Origin of the sequence: Acinetobacter corruptisaponis, assembly GCF_030053775.1 — a bacterium.
Classification (GTDB): Bacteria; Pseudomonadota; Gammaproteobacteria; order Pseudomonadales; family Moraxellaceae; genus Acinetobacter; species Acinetobacter corruptisaponis.
On the sequence record NZ_CP125669.1, the window covers coordinates 39,093 to 57,001 of the forward strand.

General features: G+C 41.1%; 16 protein-coding genes and 3 pseudogenes. 10 read left to right on the plus strand and 9 right to left on the minus strand.

All coding sequences use genetic code 11. The features are described 5' to 3' along the window. Window positions 1-52 precede the first annotated feature (52 nt). The 8 genes and pseudogenes from QLH32_RS00175 to QLH32_RS00210 form a co-directional block, all read right to left on the minus strand. Window positions 53-1,321 (minus strand): tyrosine-type recombinase/integrase, encoded by a 1,269-nt coding sequence (locus QLH32_RS00175; RefSeq protein WP_283267492.1) that lies wholly within the window; start codon window positions 1,319-1,321, stop codon window positions 53-55. Between the two features lie 178 nt (window positions 1,322-1,499). After that, window positions 1,500-1,571 (minus strand): annotated as a pseudogene (locus tag QLH32_RS00180) (site-specific integrase); the annotation flags it as partial. A gap of 17 nt (window positions 1,572-1,588) precedes the next feature. Further along, a pseudogene (locus QLH32_RS00185) lies at window positions 1,589-2,739 on the minus strand (IS3 family transposase). A 340-nt stretch (window positions 2,740-3,079) separates the two neighbouring features. Continuing rightward, window positions 3,080-3,214: pseudogene (locus QLH32_RS00190) on the minus strand (transposase); the annotation flags it as partial. A gap of 170 nt (window positions 3,215-3,384) precedes the next feature. After that, a complete protein-coding gene (locus QLH32_RS00195; protein ID WP_283267494.1) occupies window positions 3,385-3,822 on the minus strand; it encodes a DUF2147 domain-containing protein in 438 nt (145 codons plus the stop codon). 27 nt (window positions 3,823-3,849) lie between these two features. Beyond that, window positions 3,850-4,641 (minus strand): enoyl-CoA hydratase, encoded by a 792-nt coding sequence (locus tag QLH32_RS00200; protein ID WP_283267496.1) that lies wholly within the window; start codon window positions 4,639-4,641, stop codon window positions 3,850-3,852. 33 nt (window positions 4,642-4,674) lie between these two features. Further along, window positions 4,675-5,628, minus strand: coding sequence for a fumarylacetoacetate hydrolase family protein (locus QLH32_RS00205; RefSeq protein ID WP_283267498.1), 954 nt, complete (start codon window positions 5,626-5,628; stop codon window positions 4,675-4,677). 18 nt (window positions 5,629-5,646) lie between these two features. Further along, complete coding sequence (locus QLH32_RS00210) at window positions 5,647-6,726, minus strand: amidohydrolase family protein (protein WP_283267499.1); 1,080 nt, start codon at window positions 6,724-6,726, stop codon at window positions 5,647-5,649. Window positions 6,727-6,913: 187 nt separating this feature from the next. Here QLH32_RS00210 and QLH32_RS00215 point away from each other — a divergent pair, with 187 nt between their 5' ends. Next, on the plus strand, window positions 6,914-7,378 hold the full coding sequence (locus QLH32_RS00215) for a DUF2147 domain-containing protein (RefSeq protein ID WP_283267500.1): 465 nt from the start codon (window positions 6,914-6,916) through the stop codon (window positions 7,376-7,378). A 51-nt stretch (window positions 7,379-7,429) separates the two neighbouring features. Here the strand turns inward: QLH32_RS00215 and QLH32_RS00220 are convergent, their stop codons facing one another. Beyond that, window positions 7,430-8,713 (minus strand): OmpP1/FadL family transporter, encoded by a 1,284-nt coding sequence (locus tag QLH32_RS00220; protein ID WP_283267501.1) that lies wholly within the window; start codon window positions 8,711-8,713, stop codon window positions 7,430-7,432. Window positions 8,714-8,933: 220 nt separating this feature from the next. On the opposite strand from QLH32_RS00220, the gene QLH32_RS00225 reads away from it, so the two are divergent. The 9 genes from QLH32_RS00225 to QLH32_RS00265 all read left to right on the plus strand — a co-directional run bounded on the left by QLH32_RS00225 (window position 8,934) and on the right by QLH32_RS00265 (window position 17,802). Continuing rightward, window positions 8,934-9,794 carry an alpha/beta fold hydrolase gene (locus tag QLH32_RS00225; RefSeq protein ID WP_283267502.1) on the plus strand — a complete coding sequence of 287 codons (861 nt, stop codon included), beginning with the start codon at window positions 8,934-8,936 and terminating at the stop codon, window positions 9,792-9,794. A 12-nt stretch (window positions 9,795-9,806) separates the two neighbouring features. After that, window positions 9,807-10,811, plus strand: a complete 1,005-nt coding sequence (locus QLH32_RS00230; protein WP_283267503.1) for a VOC family protein — start codon at window positions 9,807-9,809, stop codon at window positions 10,809-10,811. A 17-nt stretch (window positions 10,812-10,828) separates the two neighbouring features. Then, window positions 10,829-12,565, plus strand: coding sequence for a bifunctional 3-(3-hydroxy-phenyl)propionate/3-hydroxycinnamic acid hydroxylase MhpA (gene mhpA, locus QLH32_RS00235; protein WP_283267505.1), 1,737 nt, complete (start codon window positions 10,829-10,831; stop codon window positions 12,563-12,565). Beyond that, window positions 12,562-13,341, plus strand: a complete 780-nt coding sequence (locus QLH32_RS00240) for a 2-keto-4-pentenoate hydratase (protein WP_283267506.1) — start codon at window positions 12,562-12,564, stop codon at window positions 13,339-13,341. The genes mhpA and QLH32_RS00240 overlap by 4 nt, the downstream gene beginning before the upstream one ends. A gap of 9 nt (window positions 13,342-13,350) precedes the next feature. Next, window positions 13,351-14,310: an acetaldehyde dehydrogenase (acetylating) gene (locus tag QLH32_RS00245; RefSeq protein ID WP_283267507.1), complete on the plus strand. Its 960-nt coding sequence runs from the start codon at window positions 13,351-13,353 to the stop codon at window positions 14,308-14,310. 3 nt (window positions 14,311-14,313) lie between these two features. Next, entirely contained in the window at window positions 14,314-15,339 is a 1,026-nt protein-coding gene (gene dmpG, locus QLH32_RS00250) for a 4-hydroxy-2-oxovalerate aldolase (protein WP_283267508.1), read from the plus strand. Window positions 15,340-15,343: 4 nt separating this feature from the next. Beyond that, complete coding sequence (locus QLH32_RS00255; RefSeq protein WP_283267509.1) at window positions 15,344-16,192, plus strand: SDR family oxidoreductase; 849 nt, start codon at window positions 15,344-15,346, stop codon at window positions 16,190-16,192. Between the two features lie 102 nt (window positions 16,193-16,294). Next, on the plus strand, window positions 16,295-17,122 hold the full coding sequence (locus QLH32_RS00260) for a lysophospholipid acyltransferase family protein (RefSeq protein ID WP_283267510.1): 828 nt from the start codon (window positions 16,295-16,297) through the stop codon (window positions 17,120-17,122). Window positions 17,123-17,187: 65 nt separating this feature from the next. Continuing rightward, a complete protein-coding gene (locus QLH32_RS00265; RefSeq protein ID WP_283267512.1) occupies window positions 17,188-17,802 on the plus strand; it encodes a TetR/AcrR family transcriptional regulator in 615 nt (204 codons plus the stop codon). Window positions 17,803-17,909 lie beyond the last annotated feature (107 nt).

Below are 17,909 nucleotides of genomic sequence, written 5' to 3' on the forward strand. Positions count from 1 at the left end.
GTGAGAAGTCACACTTTATATCTTTGATAGAAATAAGTATTTGTCATATGAGCTAAAGAGTACAAAAATTAGCCCAATCACTCATTAGGCTTTTACGTTTCTCAAGATAAGCCCCACGTAAATAAGCAGCTTCAACTTCATCAGGAAGTTTGTGGGCTAGAACATGCTCACAGACTTCTCTAGAATAATCTGTCTTATCGGCTGACCAATCACGGAACGTAGAGCGAAAACCGTGTGTGGTAATGATACGATTTTGTTTAGGATCAATGTAGCCTAATTGATTTTCTTTTAGTTTCTGTTCATGCATTCGTTTGATTAATGTTGTTAAGGACATATCAGAAAGCATTTCACCAGTACGTGGGGCAGGGAAAATGAAATCTTGTGCTTGAGTATGATCTTGGATTGATTCAAGCAAATTAATTGCCTGTTGAGACAATGGTACACGATGTTCCTTTTCTGCTTTCATCCGCTCTTTGGGAATGATCCAAACCCTATTCTTAAAATCAATTTCCTGCCATTTAGCTCCGAAAATTTCACCAGAACGACAAGCAGTTAAAATTGCAAATTCCAGAGCTTTAGGCGAAATCCCTTTTTTCTGCCTCAAGTGCTGGATAAATCCAGTAACCTGTTCATAAGGTAAAGATGGGTGAGGGCGTGATTCCTGTTTTAAGTTACCAAGTATAGGTTCAAGATTACCTTTCCATTCAGCAGGGTTGTCACCCTCAAAATAAGCCATAGCCTTAGCATAATCAAAAATGGTTTCTATCCGACCACGAATACGTTTGGCGGTTTCATTTTTTTCAATCCAGATTGGTTCAAGAACTGTAGCAATATCTACTTTGGTAATTGTTCCAACAATTAAGTCCCCTAGAGTGGGATAGATATAAGTTTCAAGGGTTGATGACCATTGCCCAATATGCTTCTGATTTTTGAGTTCAAGTGTTTTCTTGGCAATAACGACTTCTGCACATTCACGGAATGTTTTGGCACGCTGTTTCTGTATTTTTAAAGCATTAAGACGTTCCTGTTTTTCTTGTAGTGGATCAATCCCATCTCGAATTTTTTTCTTTAATTCACGAGCTTTTTCTCGTGCTTCTGATAATGAAACCTCTGGAAAAGACCCAAGCCCAATATCTCTACGATGAATTTTAACTTCGCCTTGATCATTAATTCTGTTACCGACAGCAACTCGAAGTACCCACGCACGAGAACCATCTACGATACGCAAATGTAAGCCATCAACACCGCCAACAGCATGTCTACCATTTTCTTTGATTTTTGCTACACTAAGAGCAGATAGCTCTTTTGCTTTCTTGGGCATAGATATATTGTCCCACATTAAAACCCACATAAAGTTGCAGATTAGACTCTATCCTATCCAACAGTATCAGACAAGTATTTTTGTAATCTATTGATAATAATAAAATTAAAATATTGTGTTGGACGGTATAGGATGCCTGTTAGACGGACACCGCTTCCGCCAAATATCTTAAAGGGAATCAAATACATAGTTTGATTCCCTTTTTATTTGGCACAATTTTGGCACTATTCGAAATTTTAGCGATCTCTTTGAATAGCCACCAAAATTCTAGACACATATAACCATCTTTTGATGGGTCTTTTCATAATCTAATGGAGAACGTTGACCATTAGAACCATGTCTTCGTTTTGAATTATAGAACATCTCAATATATTCAAAGATATCGGATCGTGCTTCAGCTCTAGATGAATAAATTTTCTTCTTGATCTTCTCTCGCTTTAGTAGTTGAAAGAAGCTCTCGGCAACAGCATTATCATGACAATTTCCTCGTCTGCTCATACTGCTTTCAAGATTATGATGTTCGAGAAATGTCCGCCATTCATAGCTAGTGTATTGGCTACCTTGATCAGAATGAATCAGCACTTTGTTCTCTGGTTTTCTTCACCACAAAGCCATCAATAATGCATCTAAAACTAGTTCTGTAGTCATTCTTGATTTCATAGACCAGCCAACCACAAGGCGTGAGAATAAATCAATCACTACCGCAAGATATAACCATCCCTCATGAGTACGAATATAAGTAATATCAGTAACCCATAAACGGTTGGGATGAGCTGGGTTAAACTGCCGATCTAACGTATTTGCAGCAACGACAGATGGAATACCTGCATGAACTCTAGGTTTACGATAACCACGCTGTGATTTTAGGCCATTCGCTTTCATGAGTCGGTGTACTCGATTAATTCCGCAACTTTCACCAACATCTTTCAAATCACAGTAAATCTTACGATAACCATAAACTCCACCAGATTCCAACCAAAACTGTTTAATGAGACCTACAAGCTGTTCCTGTCTCTTAGAAGTCTTACTATAGGGACGCTTCAACCAAGCGTAATAGCCGCTGTGATGGACATCTAAAGTTGAACATAAGCGACGGATCGACCAGATACGCTGGTTGTCCTGAATAAAGGCGTACCTCATTTGGAGTGGCTTGCGAAGTACACCGCGGCCTTTTTTAGAATGTCCCTTTCTTCGGTAACTCGTTGCAGTTCTTTTTTTAGCTTTGCTAGTTCTACACTTGGATCATTAGATTCTGTGATATTAGGCTGCTGCGGATCATAACGCTTAATCCAAGCATATAGGCTATGCGTGGTTGTACCTAAACGTGAGGCAACTTCAGCCACACTATGACCTTTCTCAGTCACTTGTTTTACTGCTTCAATTTTGAATTCTTCAGGGTATCGTTTGCTACTGCTCATAAGCACCTCGTTTATTAGCCATTTTATCTAACTAAAAGGTGTCTACAAAATTAGTGGCTATTCAAATAGACGATATTTGTCTAGGAGAGTGGTGGCAGTCCACTCATATAGTGAAACAAGTGATTCAACTGCAAATCAAAATCGTACTAGATATGATAAAGATATTGATGTTAAAAAGTTGAGAGAAGATACTATAAGTGATCCAGATATAATGTATTCTGATATTAGAAGTCGAGCAACAATTTACAAGAAGGAGTATGATTTTCCAATTAGTTCAGAAATTAATGATTCTAAAACGTCGCCAACTTCTAAGAAATCAAACACTAATGTAGTTATGGTAAACCGATAACCAGAACTTCGCTCCCTCGTTTTCAGCCATCCATAGCCCAAGCAAATCTTTCTGACCATCAGTATTTACACCCAAAAAATACAGCCTTGTTGATGACTGTGTTGTTATGTCGCACCTTGTAAACACCTGTGTTGCCCTCAACAGCGTTGAGGGGTAGTTTAAGCGTTTACACAGTTTTATTTACAGTCTCGTCGGTGCAGACTTTGAACTAATTTAGATGGATTATAATTTATTTCCTTTAAATATATTTATGGATCGAATAAGATTCAATCCATAAATAACAAGATTATTTTTTCTTATTTGATGCGATACCAAGTCTGACTTCTACCAAGTGCAGAAATACCGATATAACCGCGACCACTAAGCTTGTTACCATCAGGAGATAAGGTCGCATTAAAGCTATAGGTTTTACCTGTCTTAGGATCTAAAATTGAGCCATTTGAATATTTTTTTTCACCTGAACTTTTTAGATTTTTGACGATAGTCAGACCAACTAATGATTTGTTTTGATAGGTTCCTACACACTTAGTACATTTATTTGCTTCACTAGAAACGAGAATTTTTTCAATCGTTGCTGATAGGGCACCATTTTTATCTTCATTAAATCTTACAAGAGCTCTTGGTTGGTTGGTTTCATCATCAATTGTTTTCCAAACAGTACCATTTAATTGATCTGATGCAAATGAATGAATAGAGTAAGAACCGAGTAGAAGCAAAAAGAAAAACTTTTTCATCACTATAAATTTCCTGCTGAAAAATGATTAATTAAATTGGTTGAAATTGGGTTGACGCTTTTGAGAAAAAGCAGCTAAAGCTTCCCTAAATTCAGGTGACTGCAAACGCTGCAAAAAAAATTCTCCCTCTTTGTCAATACAATCAAGCACAGAGTAACGTTCTGATTGCTTAAGCATGGCTTTGGTAATTTGCAATGATGTATTCGGTAGAGAGGCAAGCTTGTTTGCTTTTTGCAATGCATAGTCATAAACATCCGTGATCACAACATCATTCACTAGACCAATATCTTTAGCGAATACAGCATCAAACGGTGTCGCCATCATTAAAAGTTCAGATGCACGCAAGTATCCAATTTGTCTTGGTAACAGTAGACTTGAAGCACCCTCTGGGCTTAAGCCCAGACTGGTAAATGGAAGCTGAAAATGGGAAGTTGGATCACAATAAACAAGGTCTGCGTGTAATAAGATTGTAGTTCCAATACCAATTGCTACACCTTTTACAGCCATAATCAATGGTTTTTTAAATTGATGTGCAGCCCTAAGCAGCTTAAAAGCAGGGGCTTCTAAACCGAGTTTTACAATCTTATCAAAGTCTTGTAAATCGTTGCCTGCTGTAAAGTCTTTATCAATGCCTCTAAGAATGACAACCTTAACTTCTGAAATTTGATCTGCTTGAATAAGTGCTGTTTCAAGTGCTAAATAGAGACTACTATGAAGCGCATTTTTGCGTTTAGGTCTGTTGATCATCAGGCTAAGAACGCCATTCCTGAAATTAACATCAAGTTCAGGATGAATGTGTTTTAAATTGGCTAAGCTCATATAAAATCCAGTAAAAAGTGAATTTATTCAATGTTAAGAAATGCGATGTCGCTGATAGCCTAAATTGATCTTGCCATCAGCACTAAAAATATGAGATTCGACCTGATCACCAATTTTTAGATATTGGGAACGTCTGGATTGGCTTTTATTAAACAAATGCCATTTCAATTTTTCAGGTAAAAGACCCGTCATTTTAATCAGAGTAGCGGAGGGTAATCCTAATGCACATCCTGATGGCGTACCCGTCATGAGGATATCACCCACTTCAAAATTGGTAATCTGGGAAAATTCAGTCAATGTTTCAGCAGGCTTAAACACCAGATTCTCGGTTGAATCTTGCTGACGGATTTCACCATTGACTTTTAGGCAAAGCTGTAACTTATTGAGATAATGCATTTCAGCTTGATTCAGTAAACACAAAATGGGTCCAAGCGGGCAGAAAGTGCGGTAGCTTTTGCCTTTATAAAACTGCATTTGTGGAATCTGGATATCACGTGCTGAAACATCATTACCAATACAGATACCTGCAATATATTCATGTAGGTTTTCTGTGGTGACACTGACACAGCCTTGCGTTTTTTTGCCTAATACCAGTGTCAATTCAATTTCATAATCCAATAACTCAACATGGCTTGGTTTTTCAATCCATCCTGTGGGTTCATGCAGGGATGCCAATGATTTGGTAAAAAACATATTAAATGACTGGGTATCAGGATTGATGCCCGAATCAAGCATATGCTGGCGGTAATTGGCACCCTGACAGAGTATCTGCGATGGATGGGTGATAGGGCTAAGAAGTTCAACTTGATCAATTAAGTATTTTTCTTTACTTTCAGTCACCAGTTTTGCCAGTTGCAACATGCCATATTTAATGATTTCTTGAGTATTTTCAAAATTATGCTGAAAGGCAGTAATTTGATCGTCCTGAATGAGTCCCCAACGTTTTTTGTGTTGAGGATCAATAAAATGAACAATATGTAAAGCCATAGCAAATGCCCCCCAATTCTATTGCGAACGTTTCTTTTCTGCGATGGCAATAATCGGCTGGGTCATCCAGCGTTTAAATTTATTGCCAAAAGATTCCTGTTGATAAATTGGGCGAGGGCTGACTTCTTCATTGGCTTTTTTGTACTGTGGGAATAAACTCAGCGCATTGCCTCTTTGAATTTTATAGTGATCGGTTTCATTAAAAATGCTCAGTTTTCCAAGAGACTGTACTTGCATATAGGAGGCAGGCGCAGGTGCAAATGGAAAATCACTGCCAAATAAAATTCTTTCTGTACCAACAAGCTCTTTTAATGCTGACATGGCATAAGGAGAGGGCGATAAAGCGGTATCAAAATAAAAACGCTTGATATAGGTCATGATGCCTTGAGGCGCATTTTTATTCATGTCAGACATCAGGTTGCCGAGCGAAACTCGCCATGCAATATAAGGCAGGAAACCGCCCGCATGTGCTAAAATAAACTGGATATCTGGGAAACGTTCCATCACACCAGAGGTAATTAGATTGACTGCTGCACGTGTGGTATCGGGTAAAAATTCCAGAATAAATCCAGGTGTGCTGAGACCTAAATTTTCACTAGTCTGATGCAAATTTGGATGAATAAACACAATGGCTTTACGTTTGTTAAGCTCAAACATGAGTTCTTCAAAACGACTGTCTCCAAGAAAAATACCATTGGTACTGCCCAATAACACAATCCCATCCGCTTTAAGCACCTCTAAAGCATAGATGGCTTCTTTGCAGGCTTCAGCTGTTAATGGCATCGGTAGCACAGCAAAGAAACCAAATCTGTTTGGAAAGTTTTGACGCATTTCAGCCGTATATTCATTGCATTGACGTGCTAAACCGCATGCTTCCTGCACATCGCCAAAATAAACGCCTGGCGCAGATAAGGAGACAATCGCAGTTTCTGTACCGATCTGATCCATAATGTCAATCGATTGAGCGGGTGTCCAGACAGGCAATGGTGCACCAGCAACTTTATCAATGCCTTTGTTAAGCATGGCTTCTCTAAAAACTGGAGGAACAATGTGATGATGTACGTCAATTCTTCCTTGTTGAAATACTGTGTTGGTCATAATTGATCCTCAAAAAGAGCCTTAAATTTTTTGCTTGGTCGCTAGTATTTCTAGACAACAAATTTCAATATGCTTATATTAGATCAATAGTGATTAAAATTGAACATATGTGTTTAATTTATTTTTGTAATATTTTAATTGCTTACTTTTTACAGACAATTTTTAACTTTCAGGGAGAAATAAGATTATGAAATCAATGAGTATTATTTTTATCTATATTGTTCTATCCAATTTATTCATTTCAAAAACTTGGGCTCAAGATATTACAGGGATGTGGAAAGTAATTGATGACAAGAGTGGCTATGCTAGAGCGAAAGTCAATATTTATAAAAGCAATGATGGTAGTTATGAGGGCAAAATTGAGGAGGTTTATCCTTTGCCTGGGCAAAGTGCACCATTTTCAAATAAATGTTTTCGATGTAAAGGTGAGTTAAAGGATACACCTGTAATCGGGATGAGAATCCTTTATGGTCTTAAAAGAAATATCGATAAACCTGAGGAATATAGTGGAGGTAATGTCATTGATCCTATTAGCGGCAATATTTATAAGGGTAAAATTAAAACTAATGCCAGTGTCACAAGAATTAATTTACGTGGCTATATCGGCACGTCCGCATTAGGCCGAACACAGGTCTGGATGAGAATGGACTAGGATTTAATTGATAAAGAGAAAACCCGCATTATTTTATGCGGGTTTATGTTATTAAAATTTATAATTTAATTGCAGTGAAACGATATCGCCTTTTGTGTCAAAAGACCCTTTTAGGGTTTGCATAGTTGGCTTACCCGTCACCACTGTTGGACTTTCTATGCTTGCCTCATTGGCAAAGATATGTGAATAACCCACATCCATACTTAGGTTTTGCGTCACTTGAAAGCCTGCACCCAAAGAAAGCCAGATTCGGTCGGTATCTGGAAAACGAACCGTTCGATCAGCGGATGACTCAACCACAGATTTATCATAAGCCATACCGAAGCGAAGCTGTGTCGCAGGGGTGATTTGGTAGAGCGCACCAATACTCGATCTTAGACCATCTTTAAAATTGAGTTGTTCTTCATAGACAACCGCATTAGTCTCAGAGTTGATGGCACTAAATTCTGGCAAGACTGACCAATCATACCAAGTGAATTCTGCAAGACCGGTCAATTTTGGGGTCAAACGATAAGCACCAGCCAAACTTGCACTTTGCGGCATTTTCACCTCTACTGTTGCAGGCGTATTGAGCTTTGCAACTGGCGTGGTGACGGTCAGTGCACCATCCAGCTTGAGACGTGTTTCAGAACGATAGGTCAAACCTAGATCCAGATTGTCTGTAGGCCTTAGAAATACGCCAATATTTCCCGCCCAGCCATCGCCATCACCTTTGAGCTCACCTTGTGCATCGCCCAGATAAGCGGGTGGATTAGTATTGATCAGGGGAGCGGCTTTTCTGGTGAGGGTGGCATCAAAATCGAGATAATTAAGTCCTAATCCAATCATGACCTGAGGATTGATTTCATACGCCAGTGAGGTATTTACATTCACCCCAGTCACTTCGGTTTTTAGTCCTTTATAACGTCCAACAAAGTCCTCATCCCATTCGCCTTTATTACCATAAAGCGGAGAGACACTCATCCCCACGGCAAATGGTTGCTCACTACGATAGACATATTGAGCACTTGGAGTGGCAAATTTTCGATCAATACTGGCTTCTATGCTACCTGTTGGAACAATGGGAGAAATAGATGAATTATTTTCGCCTTTGAAGTCAGTTTTAGCCTCCACGTAGGAAACTGAACCTGATAGATGATGACCTGAACTCAAGCCCATCATGGCGGCAGGGTTATAGGCGACCACACTGGCATTTTGGGCAAGCGCTGATGAACCTGCAAAGGCATAGCCAACCCCAGCAGCAGTCTGCGTATCGACAAAAACGCCAGATGCATAGGTTAAAGAGGCAGGACTGAGTAGTGCAATATATATTTTTGATTTAAGTGATCCAATCACGATAACATCCTTGAAATTTACATGAATATAAAATATTAAACAAATATGTTCAAAATGCAATTTATTTGTAAAATTTATATTTTGCCATGCTCTATTTGAATATTTTTTTATAAAAAATTTATCCCTTTGAAATCTATAGATTTTAAAAACATGAACACATATTGATTAATTTGAACAGTTATGTTCAAATTGATGCTATGACGTATTTGAGAAAGACAACATGACAAACGCTAATACATTGACATCCCAAGTGGTTAAATTTGGTCAAAGACAGATTTTTTTAAGTGAACAGGGTGAGGGCTTTCCGATCCTGATGTTACATGGTGGTGGTCCAGGTGCTTCTGGCTTATCGAATTACTCCAAAAATATTGACGCACTGGCAAAAAAATATCGTGTGCTGATTCCTGATATGCAGGGTTATGGGCAATCTTCAAAAGGGGTAAATCGTGATGATCCATTTGGTGATTTGGCGGATGCCATGCTGGGTTTACTGGATGCTTTAAAAATTAAGCAAGTCCATATCATTGGCAATTCATTGGGCGGTGCATGTGGTTTACGCATGGCATTAGAACAGCCACAACGAGTTGCAAGTCTGGTGCTTATGGGACCAGGCGGCATCAATACTACTAAAGGTCTACCGACTAAAGGTCTGAACTGCCTATTAAATTACTACGGTGGCAAAGGTCCAAGTATGGATAAGCTCAGAACATTTATCCGTGAATATCTGGTCTTTGATGGTAGTCAGGTGCCTGAAAGTGTCATTCGTGAACGTTTCCAAGCCAGTCTTGATCCAGAGGTTGTTGCAGCGCCACCATTAAGACGACCTACGGGATTAAAAGGGGCGATTCGCATGGACTTCACCCGTGATTCCCGACTTAAGAAATGCAAAGTCCCGACTTTGGTGGTTTGGGGAGCGAATGATTTGGTTAATCGTCCAAGTGGCGCACTCACTTTACAGAAAATCATGCCGAATTGTGACGTGTATTTATTTGCCAATACAGGTCACTGGGTGCAGTGGGAAAGAGCGGACGAATTTAACCAGTTGAGTCTAAATTTCTTTGCCAGACAGAGCAATGTTTGAAAAGGTGAGCATATGAATAGCACCACAGTAGATCAGGATATTTTTGGTTCAGTACGCATGGGTTATGCGGTGATTGAATCTAATAAATTACAAGAATGGAAAACTTTTCTGCAACAAGGGCTGGGACTGCATTTCAATGCGGACGAAAAGTTAATCAATGAACTCAGCTTTCGCATGGATGATCATGCTAAACGTTTGATGGTGCAAAAAGGAAGTTCGGAAGATTTTATTGCACTGGGTTGGCAGGTTAAGGATCAAAACACGCTAGATATTATTCTTGGTCGCTTGGCTGAACGTGATATTGCCGTTGAGAAAAGTACGCTGGCTGAGGCCGAGCAAAGAGGCGTTAAACAGTTTTGGCGTATTATTGGTCCTAAAAAACAGAATATTGAGCTATTTGTTGAAGCCAATCTGAGTGATGAACCCCTGAATATGTTGTCGAGTGGTTTTGTCACAGGTGCTGGGGGGATGGGGCATGTGGCAATTACCTCACGCAAGCCTGTAAAAATGCAGCGTTTCTGGCAGGAAATTTTTGATGCCCGTGTCAGTGATTATATTGAGCAAGTCATTAGTGGTGTAACACTGGATGTAACTTTCTTGCGCCTAAATGAACGTCACCATTCCGTTGCGATTGCCACCACACGTGAAGTTAATCTTGACCCGATTCGTACTAAAGTACAGCACATGAATTTACAGGGTGCGTCTTTAGATGATTTATCCAATGCATTTCAGCGTTGTAAGCAACTTGGCTATGAAATGGCGCATGAGATTGGGCAGCATCCAAATGACAAGGAATTGTCTTTTTATGTGATTGGCCCATCAGGTTTTGAAATTGAGTTGGGTTGGGCACCGTTGGTGGTCGATGAAAAAACATGGCAAATCACGAAATATTTTGCCATCAGTTCATGGGGACATAAACCTGAGAATCCGAGCAAAATTTATATGCTCTCGACCAATTTAGGTAATTTAAAGCAGGGAATCTCTACCGTGATTCATCCTGAATATTCTCCCATCTAGCTTTAGAGGTTCTAAACATGACAGGTCAGAAAACAAAAAAATCAACATCAGAAAATGTAGATGTGGTGATTGCAGGACTAGGACCAACTGGATTGGTATTGGCACATATTTTAGGCAAACGTGGACATCAGGTGTTGGTGTTGGAACGTGAGCCAGTGTTTTATGGTAATGCTCGCGCGGTATATACCGATGATGAGTGTATGCGTATTTTCCAGTCGATTGATATGGCAGAAGAACTGCAAAAAGATATGCTGTTGGATACACCTGTGCAATTAGTGCGCCCAGATGGCACCGTGATTGCACAATACAAACCCCTAAAACGTCCATTCGGTTGGTCGGTGGTGAATTTCTATTATCAGCCGTATTTAGAGACCTCTTTAACCAATGCCTTAGCCAAATATCCAAACGTTAAAATTTTGCGTGGACGTGAACTGATTAATTTTAGTCAGGATGCAGACAGCGTAACGGTGATTCATCAAGCCACACAAATTTATCGTTTTAGTGATGAGTCTGATGTCAAAACCGAAGCACAGGGTGATAGCGATATTCAGCAAGTCACCGCTCGTTATTTGGTCGGCTCAGATGGTGGACGTAGTACCGTTCGTGCCAAGCTTGGTATTGAAATGTCAGGGAAAAACTTCCCAGAACCGTGGCTGGTGGTGGATTTAAAGCAAAAAGACCGCAATAAAGGCTTACGTCACTTACCTTATTTTAATTTTGTGGTAGACCCCGATTTGCCTGTGGTGAGTTGTGTGCAGCCTGATGGTTTCCATCGCTTTGAGTTTATGCTGAAAAAAGGTCAAACCAAAGAATATATGGAACAACCTGAAACAGTGCGCATGTTGTTATCCAAATTCGTCAATCCTGATGATTTTGAGGTAAAGCGTAAACTGGTCTATACCTTTAATGCTTTGGTTGCCAATCAATGGCGTGATAAACGTGTGCTTTTAGCAGGTGATGCCGCACATATGACCCCACAATTTATGGGGCAAGGCGCAAGTTCAGGCATTCGTGATGCAGGCAATTTAGGTTGGAAGCTCAGTGCGGTACTGAATGGTCAGGCAGGCGATAAACTACTGGATAGTTATGAAAGTGAACGCCGTGACCATGCCAAAGCCATGATTCAGGGTTCAGTGTTATTAAAAGACCTTGTTTCAATGACCAATCCAGTGGTTGGAAAAATCCGTGATGGCGTAATTAAAGGGGTGCTTGCAACGCCTAAACTCAAAGAATGGGGACAAGAGGGCGGTTTTAAGCCAAAACCTGTCTATACCAAAGGTCAGTATTTTGGTTTACCACGTCAGTATCGTTCTAGCCCAGAGGGCAGTCTATCCCCACAGCCAAAGGTCAGAGGCTTTGATGGCAAACAAATCTTACTGGATTCTTTGTTAGGAGATGGCTATGCCCTCATTGGTCTGGGTGTAGATCCAAGCCAAGCCTTGTCTCAGACCTCTAAACAATTGCTTAAACAGTTGGGTTGTCAATTTATTACGCTGTATCCGTATGCGGAACGTCCACAAAACCATACTTCAGCCAGCCTAAACCCTGATGTGCTGGAAGTGGAAGATATTGAGGGCAATATGGTCAATTGGTTACGCAAAACAGGTCACAATCAACCAGTCGCTTTATTACGTCCAGACCGATTTACCTTTGCTGTTGCCAATCAGGCAGAAATAAATGCGGTGATTCAACAATTACAACAGCAATTAGAATTTAGTCATCAGACTACGCAATACAAAGAGGTGATCGTATGAGCATAAATTTAAATGCCGCAGCCGAAGCACTGAGACAGGCACGTCAATCTAGACAAACGATTGCCCCGATCACCAAGACTTATCAAGTCTCTGGTTTGGATGAAGCCTATGCTGTGGCACAAATCAACACGGAATATAAAGTCAGTCAGGGTGCAAGAATCATTGGTAAAAAAGTCGGTCTGACCTCAAAAGCAGTGCAACAGCAGCTAGGCGTAGATCAGCCAGATTTTGGGATTTTGTTCGATGATATGGAATATCTGGACGGTGATGCCGTTCCAGTCAGCCAACTCATGCAGCCTAAAATCGAAGCAGAAATTGCCTTTATTCTCGGTAAAGATTTATCAGGTCAAGCCCCATCTTGGGGAGAGTTTCTGGCTGCCTTAGCTTATGCAGTACCTGCACTTGAAATTGTGGATAGTGCTATTCAGGACTGGAAAATTACCCTAGAAGATACCGTTGCAGATAATGCTTCTTGTGGGCTGTATCTGCTCGGAAGCCAGCCTGTGGCGATTGGTTCAGTGAATTTTGCTGAAACAGGTATGCAGCTTGATGTTAATGGTGAAACACGTTCTGTGGGTTCGGGGGCAGCCTGTCTGGGGCATCCGCTCAAGGCAGCATGGTGGTTAGCCAAAACCATGGCAGAACGGGGCATCTCCTTAAAATCGGGTGAGGTCATTCTATCAGGTGCGTTGGGCCCAATGGTGAATGTGAAAGCAGGTGATCTTGTGAGCGCACGTATTGGCAGTTTAGGCACAATCAGTTGCCAGTTGGTATAGGAAGCAGTGATGAGTACTCCAAAAATAAAAGCAGCCATTATCGGTAGTGGCAATATTGGCAGTGATTTAATGATCAAAATGATGCGTTACGGGCAACATCTTGAAATTGCGGCCATGGTCGGGATTGACCCTGAATCGGACGGTTTAGCTCGTGCCAAACGTATGAATGTCGCTACCACCCATCAGGGCGTACAGGGACTGATTGATTTACCTGAATTTAAAGACATTGATATTGTATTTGATGCAACCTCTGCTGGGGCGCATATTAAAAATGATGCCTTATTACGACAACATAAGCCGAATATCCGTATGGTGGATTTAACCCCTGCGGCAATTGGTCCTTATTGCGTACCTGTGGTGAATCTGGAACAACACATTGATCAGCTTAATGTCAATATGGTGACGTGTGGTGGACAGGCGACTATTCCAATGGTTGCGGCAGTCTCGAAAGTTGCCAAAGTTCATTATGCTGAAATTGTGGCGTCTATTTCCAGTAAATCGGCAGGTCCGGGAACAAGGGCAAACATTGATGAATTTACCGAAACCACATCAAAGGCACTAGAAACTGTGGGCGGTGCAGCAAAAGGCAAGGCGATGATTGTACTGAATCCAGCCGAACCACCATTATTGATGCGTGATACGGTGTATGTGCTATCTGAAGCTGCGGATCAGGCTGCGGTTGAAGCCTCAATTGAGCAAATGGTGGCTGAGGTTCAAAAATATGTGGCTGGCTATCGCTTAAAACAAAAAGTCCAGTTTGAGGTAATTCCAGAATCTGCCCCACTCAATATTGCAGGATTAGGGAAATTTTCTGGGCTAAAAACCAGTGTGTTTTTAGAAGTTGAGGGTGCAGCACATTATTTACCTGCCTATGCTGGTAATCTGGATATTATGACTTCGGCAGCGTTGGCAACAGGCGAGAAAATGGCGGCATCACTCCAATCACAACGTGCATCGGTTGAGGGCTAAGCGATGGATAAGATCAAAAAATTATATATTTCCGATGTGACTTTACGTGATGGCAGTCATGCAGTTCGTCATCAGTACTCCATCCAAAATGTACAGGACATTGCCAAAGCCTTAGATGAAGCAAAAGTAGACAGTATCGAAATTGCGCACGGTGATGGATTGCAAGGTTCAAGCTTTAACTATGGCTTTGGCGCACATACTGATCTGGAATGGATTGAAGCAGCCGCTGATGTGCTGACGCATTCCCAAATTGCGACTTTGTTGTTGCCGGGTATTGGCACCATTCACGACCTCAAGGCGGCTTATAATGCTGGTGCTCGAGTTGTTCGTGTGGCAACGCATTGTACCGAAGCTGACATTTCCAAACAGCATATCGAATATGCCAGAGAATTGGGCATGGATACAGTGGGCTTCCTGATGATGAGCCACATGACCACACCTGAGGCATTGGCACAACAGGGTAAGTTAATGGAATCCTACGGTGCCGAATGTATCTATGTGGTGGATTCAGGCGGTGCGATGTCGATGAATGATATTCGTGACCGCTTCCGTGCCATGAAAGATGTACTTAAACCCGAAACACAGACAGGGATTCATGCACACCATAATTTAAGTTTGGGTGTTGCAAACTCCATCGTGGCTGTGGAAGAGGGCTGTGACCGTATTGATGCGAGTTTGGCAGGTATGGGCGCAGGCGCAGGCAATGCACCGTTGGAAGTCTTTATTGCGGCTGCGGAACGCTTGGGTTGGCATCATGGTACAGACTTATTTACCCTCATGAATGCTGCTGATGAACTGGTTCGACCATTACAAGACCGTCCTGTGCGTGTAGATCGTGAAACACTGGCACTCGGTTATGCAGGTGTTTATTCAAGTTTCCTGCGTCATGCCGAAATTGCCTCTAAACGTTATGGTTTAAGCACGGTTGATATTTTAGTGGAATTGGGTCGTCGTCGTATGGTCGGTGGACAGGAAGATATGATTGTCGATGTCGCTTTAGACCTATTAAAACAGCAACACGCAGGATAACAGCATGTCCCAATTTAAATTAAATGGCAAAGTGGCGTTAGTGACGGGTGCAAATTCAGGGATTGGTGCAGTGACCGCAAAAGAATTGGCATTACAAGGCTACCATGTATTCTTGGCATGTCGCTCGCAGCAAAAGGCGCAACTTGTCATTCAGGAAATTCAAAGCCTCAGTCATGGTCAGGCAAAGGCAGAATTTATTGAGATGGATTTAGCGGATTTAGATTCTGTGCGTCAATGTGCAACGCAGTTTCTTTCCCGAAATTTGCCTTTGAATTTACTGATTGCCAATGCAGGTTTAGCTGGGCAGAAAGGCATGACCACTTCAGGATTTGAACTGACCTTTGGTGTCTGCCATGTGGGACATTTCCTTTTAACACAGTTATTGACTGAAAAACTAATTGAGTCCAAACCTGCACGGGTGGTGGTGGTGTCAAGTAAAGCGCATCGCCATGCTCAGGACATTGATTTTAATGCTGTATTGAAATCGACCAAAAGTTTTGGTGGCTTAAAAGAATATGCCGTTGCTAAACTCGCCAATATTCTATTTGCAAAAGAAATGGGGCGTCGTTTATATGGTACAGGTGTGACCACTTATGCAGTACATCCTGGGGTGGTGTCTACCAATGTATGGCGGAGTTTGCCAAAACCTTTGGTCAAGCTTATGGGACGTTTTATGATTAGTCCTGAAGATGGCGCAAAAACCACACTGTATTGTGCTACCCAACCACAGCTTGCTGGCGATACAGGTTTCTATTATGAAGACTGTAAAGTGAAAGTATCCTCTCATGCTGCTCAAAATATCAATTTAGCCAATGCGCTATGGGAAAAAAGCCTCACTTGGGTCAAACAGTAGGGGCTGTTGATATTTTATCCATGCCTTGCGTTACAGGCTAAAACAACATAAATCTAAAATTTAAGATACAAGGACGTATCTTAATTTAAAGAGGAGAATAAGATGGATAACTTTGTACCCCCAGAAGAAAACTACGGTAAGTGGGGACGTGATTTAGAACGTTGGTATTTTAATCCCGTGTTTTTAAACTCGGATCAACTCAATATGTCCAAACCCGCTTTATTTGTTGGCAATCATACGCTGTATGGTTTGTTGGATGTGCCGTTGATTCTGGAACATTTACGAGATCAACATGGTGTTCACTTGCGTTCATTGGGTGATCGTATGCATTTTCATATTCCAGTATGGAAAGATATACTCACAAAAGGTGGTATGGTATTGGGATCGCCAGAAAACTGTCATGCACTGATGTCGAGTGGTCAGTCCATCATGGTGTTTCCTGGTGGTGCAAGAGAAGTCATGCGCCGTAAAGGTGAAAAATATCAACTCATCTGGAAAAAGCGTACTGGTTTTGCCCGCCTTGCAATAGAACATGGCTATGACATTATTCCTTTTGCTTCTGTCGGGGCAGATGATTGCTTTGATATTGTGATCGATGCCAATGATATTCAGCAAAATAACACTGCGCAAAAACTCCTAAACACATTGAAACTCAGTGATAAACTGAGAGATGGGGATATATTGCCGCCTATACCCGCTGGAGTGGGCTACTTACCGATTCCCAAACCGCAACGGTTTTACTTTAGTTTTGGGGAACGAATCTCTACAGCGCAGGTGGAAAATAACGAACAAGAGATCTGGGATATACGTGAACGGGTGGCACAGTCGATTGAAAAACAGATTCTAGACCTGAAACAGTATCGAGAGTCCGATAAGGATCAGAACTGGGGCTGGTTGCGTAAGAAACTCACAAAAGGTTTTGATGAATAGTATAATTTGTATAATAATAGTTGAAATTGTTCAAATACTGCATTCTTGTTCAAAAGGTTTAAATTGTGCGTTTATCTTCATCACAGCAAAGAATTCATAAGACAGCATTAAAACTTTTTGCTGAAAAAGGTTCGACTAATATTAGTATCAGTGAATTGGCTTCAGCTTCTGGTGTGGCTCGTGGCACAATTTATAATAATCAGCTAGATCCTGATACATTATTTGAAGACATCGCATCTCAGCTCGCGGAAGAAATGAATGCACGTGTTATTAAAACACTCGGGGATGAACCAGATTCGGCTATTCGCCTTGCTACTGGCGTTCGTATGTATATTCGTAGAGCCCATGAAGAGTCGGATTGGGGACGATTTATATGCCGTTTTGCTTTCAGTTCAAAATCATTAATGGCCTTATGGTCAAGCCATGATTCACCACTGCCAGATGTAATGGCTGGTTTAGACAGCAAGCGATATACATTCCGTGAGGACCAACTGCTTTCCATCATGTCTTTGATTGCGGGCTCTGTTTTGACATCTATTTTTCTCGTATTAGAGGGGCATAAAACTTGGAGAGATGCAGGTACTGAAATTGCTGAGTTATTGCTATATGCAATGGGCATAGATCGTGATGAAGCCTACGGGATTGCAAGAAGAGAATTACCACCTTTATTAGAGTTATAAAGAATATCTAAAAAAGCCTGAAATTTTATTTCAGGCTTTTTTATCTGAAAAAATTTCTATTTATTTAAACTAATATATTGAAAGATATTCAGAAAGGGTTGCAGCAG

Excerpts from the sequence above, each read along its gene's own strand:
- QLH32_RS00215 (WP_283267500.1), top strand. The coding sequence starts at position 6,914 with ATGAAATCAATGAGTATTATTTTTATCTATATTGTTCTATCCAATTTA.
- QLH32_RS00210 (WP_283267499.1), bottom strand. The coding sequence starts at position 6,726 with ATGACCAACACAGTATTTCAACAAGGAAGAATTGACGTACATCATCAC.
- QLH32_RS00255 (WP_283267509.1), top strand. The coding sequence starts at position 15,344 with ATGTCCCAATTTAAATTAAATGGCAAAGTGGCGTTAGTGACGGGTGCA.
- QLH32_RS00245 (WP_283267507.1), top strand. The coding sequence starts at position 13,351 with ATGAGTACTCCAAAAATAAAAGCAGCCATTATCGGTAGTGGCAATATT.
- QLH32_RS00225 (WP_283267502.1), top strand. The coding sequence starts at position 8,934 with ATGACAAACGCTAATACATTGACATCCCAAGTGGTTAAATTTGGTCAA.
- QLH32_RS00260 (WP_283267510.1), top strand. The coding sequence starts at position 16,295 with ATGGATAACTTTGTACCCCCAGAAGAAAACTACGGTAAGTGGGGACGT.
- QLH32_RS00195 (WP_283267494.1), bottom strand. The coding sequence starts at position 3,822 with ATGAAAAAGTTTTTCTTTTTGCTTCTACTCGGTTCTTACTCTATTCAT.
- QLH32_RS00205 (WP_283267498.1), bottom strand. The coding sequence starts at position 5,628 with ATGGCTTTACATATTGTTCATTTTATTGATCCTCAACACAAAAAACGT.
- mhpA (WP_283267505.1), top strand. The coding sequence starts at position 10,829 with ATGACAGGTCAGAAAACAAAAAAATCAACATCAGAAAATGTAGATGTG.
- dmpG (WP_283267508.1), top strand. The coding sequence starts at position 14,314 with ATGGATAAGATCAAAAAATTATATATTTCCGATGTGACTTTACGTGAT.
- QLH32_RS00175 (WP_283267492.1), bottom strand. The coding sequence starts at position 1,321 with ATGCCCAAGAAAGCAAAAGAGCTATCTGCTCTTAGTGTAGCAAAAATC.
- QLH32_RS00230 (WP_283267503.1), top strand. The coding sequence starts at position 9,807 with ATGAATAGCACCACAGTAGATCAGGATATTTTTGGTTCAGTACGCATG.
- QLH32_RS00200 (WP_283267496.1), bottom strand. The coding sequence starts at position 4,641 with ATGAGCTTAGCCAATTTAAAACACATTCATCCTGAACTTGATGTTAAT.
- QLH32_RS00240 (WP_283267506.1), top strand. The coding sequence starts at position 12,562 with ATGAGCATAAATTTAAATGCCGCAGCCGAAGCACTGAGACAGGCACGT.